The 4,134-nt window shown below is 53.1% G+C and carries 1 protein-coding gene; it reads left to right on the top strand.

What is annotated here, in order from left to right:
• Nucleotides 1-1,507, top strand: a 1,507-nt coding sequence (locus RMSM_RS41045) for a glycosyltransferase family protein (protein ID WP_160168314.1), incomplete at its 5' end; no start/stop codon positions are given.
• Nucleotides 1,508-4,134 lie beyond the last annotated feature (2,627 nt).

Here is a 4,134-nt window from a genome sequence, read left to right as displayed (position 1 = left end):
GAGCGATGACGGTCCGAAGCGGTCAACGGTGTGGGTGACTGCCGCAGTGATCTTTGTGATCGCGTGCGGTTTGCGTCTTCCTGCGTCGCAGGAAAGTTATTGGGTCGATGAATTGCATACGGCGTGGACCGTCAGCGATTCATTTGCCATGGTGACGACGCGGTCGGCGTATGGGCATCAGCAGCCGTTCTATTTCCAGTGGCTCTGGGGGGGGAAACAGCTTGTCGGCAGCAGCGAGATCGCGATGCGGCTCAGTAGCGTGCTGGCGGTTTCACTGGCATGCAGTTGCGTCTTTGTTGCGGTGGCGAAATTCCATCGTTCGCTCGTGGGCGGTATTGCCGCCGGGTTGGTGTTAGCGGCAGAGTCAAACTCGATTTTTTTCGGCACCGAACTTCGCCCCTATGCCGCCGTGATCCTCGCCTCGGCGATCGCTTGCGGCTTCGTGTCTCGGTTGTGGAGCATGTCGCCCGCCGACGGTCGACGTTCGCTGTCTTGGGTGGGGCTTGGCGCTACAATCGGGGCCGCGGGGCTGTGTCAAATCACTTCGCTCGGAGTTTTGGGGTGGTTGGTCATTGCGGTGCTGGTGCGATGGGGCTGCGCGGATTGGCGAGCCACAGTGCGATTGTCGAAATGGGATCTGCCATTGCTTGTGGTCATGGCGATGGTGGCTCTATCGCTCTTCGCAAGTGGCGGGCTCGAAGTTTGGAACGAACGAAAAATGTGGGCCAGTTTCGCGTCGGCGACGTCGTTGACGCAGGTCCTGTACATTTGGCCCTGGACGTACCTCCTCGTCGTTCCCTTGTTGATTTGGTTGGCGAGTTTTTTGTGGCAGCGGGTTCGCGGCGTCCAGCGATCCCGCCAGTCCGTTTCGTTGATGCTCGCGTTAGCTGCGATTGCGTTTGTCAGTGCTCTTTGTTTTTGGGGCATGGCCTATTTTGAGTTTGCCGCGCTTTGGCATCGGCGTTATCTGGTTGCATCGCTGCCACTATTGGCATGGTTTTTTGGCGCCGCGATCTCCGAGGCGTCAAACGCGTTTTGGGGTGGACGCAAAGCAATGGTGCAGTTGATCGCATCTGGGTCGTTGGTTTTACTACTGCTTGGATTATTAATGCAGTCGCAGGGCACAAGCGAACGGCTCATTCGCGGCGAGTGGCTCACTCATCGCGGTGAAAATTGGCGAGACGCCATCGCTCACGTCAACGATGTCGCTTCCGACGATGCCATTGTGTTCCTTGATCCTGGCTTGATCGAGCAGAGTATGCTCCGCGAGCCGCATCAGCGTTTCGAGCACGGCGAATACTTGCGATATGTCGTTGATGGTCCGTACGCGATTCGTGACGATTTGAAGGTTGAAGTCGTCAGTAACCAGCCGCTCGAAGCGATTTCGGCGATGGAGCACAACGTGGTGCTGTCGCGTCGATCGGCCCGCAGACTGCGAAAACAGTTCGGTGCCGCGTTCGACATCCGCTCGTTCGGCGGAGTTTCCGTCGCCATCGCCCACCCGTAGGCCGGATCAAGGACGCAAACGCACGTTGGAGCGACGCAAACGGTAGCCTTATCGTATTCGCGTCGGCCGAAGATGCACGTTTCAATCGCGTCCGCCGATCTTGCATCGACGCGTCAGCTAGAGAAACAAAGGGGGCAGAGAAACAAAGGGGGCAAACCTCTTTGTCTGTGTTTTCGGACAATGGTCGAACTCATGGCCGCATCATTGATTCCAGATTGAGTCGCCTGGCAATCGAGTCGATCTAGCCTTCATCACCCAACGGTGCACCGCGATTCGCACAGATTCCACTCGCTTTCTGGCAATGGCTCATTGACACGAGAGCCCCAGTTTGGGAACCGTGGGATGGGGCATGGAGGCAACAACTTCGAACAATGAAAGGGGTTTACCCCTCTGATTGAATGATGCGATTGCGGGCCCCATGTTTACGAATGCCTCCACCAGCGTTGCGCACGGGACTGTCGAGACTTGCGAGAAACATCCGTTCCTGCATTTTCTAACCTTCTTCGTCCACTGTCCGCTAGTCATGGGCAAACGCACGCTGCTTCTCTGACGCGGCACTGTCACTCCGATCGAGTCCGCAATCGAGAAAACACATATCATTGAATAAAGAAGAAGCAAGGTTAGAAAATGGAAGGTTAGAAAATGTCATCGCGAAAATCAATCAAGCCGCTTTCCGCTTGGGCTCGCCCTGGTGGGGCAATTGTCGGCACAACTTCACGCAGGCAACCGATTCCAAATTTTGACCACGCCTTTTTCAGTCTCGCGACACTTTTGGGAAAGTTGCTGTGTCCCAATTGACTAAAAGGAGGTTTGACCCCTTTGGATTCTCCTCGTCGGGATCGAACACTTCCGCACGTGCCAAGCGGACCATCACACACCTCACCAAAGTTGAAGGAACCGTGCAACTTATCTGAATGAATCGTTCCCCTCGGCTAACTGAAAGTTAACCCCCAAAGAATGTGCTATGTCCCTAAGAGCCTGTTGGCAGGTTGTGTCCCCACAGCGCCTGTTACGTTTCACTGAACACTTCCATGATAGTTCCGACTTGATACCACGACCATGAAAACATCATTGAACACCATCGTCATGCCAAAACAATCCCGGGGGTTTGGGGCTGGCCCCCAACGCAGCGCAGTTCAAAGCGACAAGGGAAATCAAAATACTTCGTTTTGACACTTGACGAAATTAAAGACCGTCGCTGACCCATTTGCTTCCTAAGAGCCTGTCCCGATTATCTGGCAGTGCTTTGCTTTGTGCTTTAAATCGCTCTCGCGGTCGCCGTTCGCTCAGCATAGTTAACAAGCTCTTTCAAGGATCCGGAAAAGTCTTCACCAAACTTTTGTCGATACCGTTCACTCTCAATCAACGTGTCGCAAGTAATTTTATATGGTGATCCTATGATGACTCTGACATGATCGTCGGTTTGAGGGCTAAACCGCCGGCCTTTGATTTGAATGTCCCAGAACCCACCTTGCCTACTTGGCTTCTCAGCGATAAGCCAATCTGGATTTGCAGGCATGCTTTGCCCTGGAGAAGCGAAAGAGTCTGGGGAACTGAGAACCACAAGTAATCGAGGCGTTGATTCGCGTTTGCTGCAGAACATCCAAAGATATAGCGTTTGCTGTTCCCCTGGGATGTTTTCCTCCATTCGGATTACAGAATCTAAATTTCCTCCTTTGCGGTAATAGTCGACGAACATAAAACAGAATCCGCAGAAAGCGACAAAGCAAAGCAAGTGCAACAAACCAAAGCGAAGCATTCCGAATTGAAGAAACGATCGTCTGCTAATCTTCACTTTCACACCCATCTTCACAGCGGCAACACTTTTGTTTGAAGACTGCGTAGTCCCTGACGCCGGTGTACAGCTTAAAGGTCCTTAACAATGGAATACTTGTTTCCCATGCTCTCTGACGCGTTTCGTTGTAAATCGGGCGGCCATTGTAAAAATCTGCTTGGAGGTCGTTGTAAAGCTCGGCATATTGTGTGAGAGGTACGATTCTGATTTGATGGCAAGGAATTCTAGGTTCATTCGTGCCCGTCGTTGAAGAAGTAGAGCTGTCACTTGAGTAGTTCCATCCACCGCTGATAGAGAATGAACGGTCGTCGTCATCGCTACCACCTCCTTGGAGGCCCACGCTCCAAGTGGTGGACCAACTTAGCGTGATCGTCACATCTAGCTTTGCGGGATAACCACACTTGCCTTGCGAAATATCCGAGTCCCTCACTTTTTCCCAATTATATGCAACTCGACTTCTACGGCGAACGTGCGCGAGTACTCCAGCAGCAGGCTGCCAGTCTGACCATTCAGTAATGTGTGCTGCATCTTCTTCAGCTATCGACACGATCTCCCACCTGTTGCCACATTCGTTTACTGTCGTAGGTGCATAAGAAGTTCCCTCGTCAATAGGAATGACGGCCTGAAGCCCAAGCGGATCTACACCAACGACAACAAAGTACGAGCGGTATAGATTCCGCCCATCGCTATACCCCATAGGATCTCTGGAGCAAGATTGGAACGGGGGCAGTCGTAAGTGCAGGGGCGGGCATCGTCGGTGTAGGCGGGCTATACGTCGCGATCGCGGAGACGCTTCTGCAATTCTGCCAGCTGGGTCGTAAGTGCGCCAATG

This window comes from Rhodopirellula maiorica SM1 (genome assembly GCF_000346295.1).
GTDB classification, from domain to species: Bacteria; Planctomycetota; Planctomycetia; order Pirellulales; family Pirellulaceae; genus Novipirellula; species Novipirellula maiorica.
This window is presented reverse-complemented; position numbering and strand designations above follow the sequence as displayed.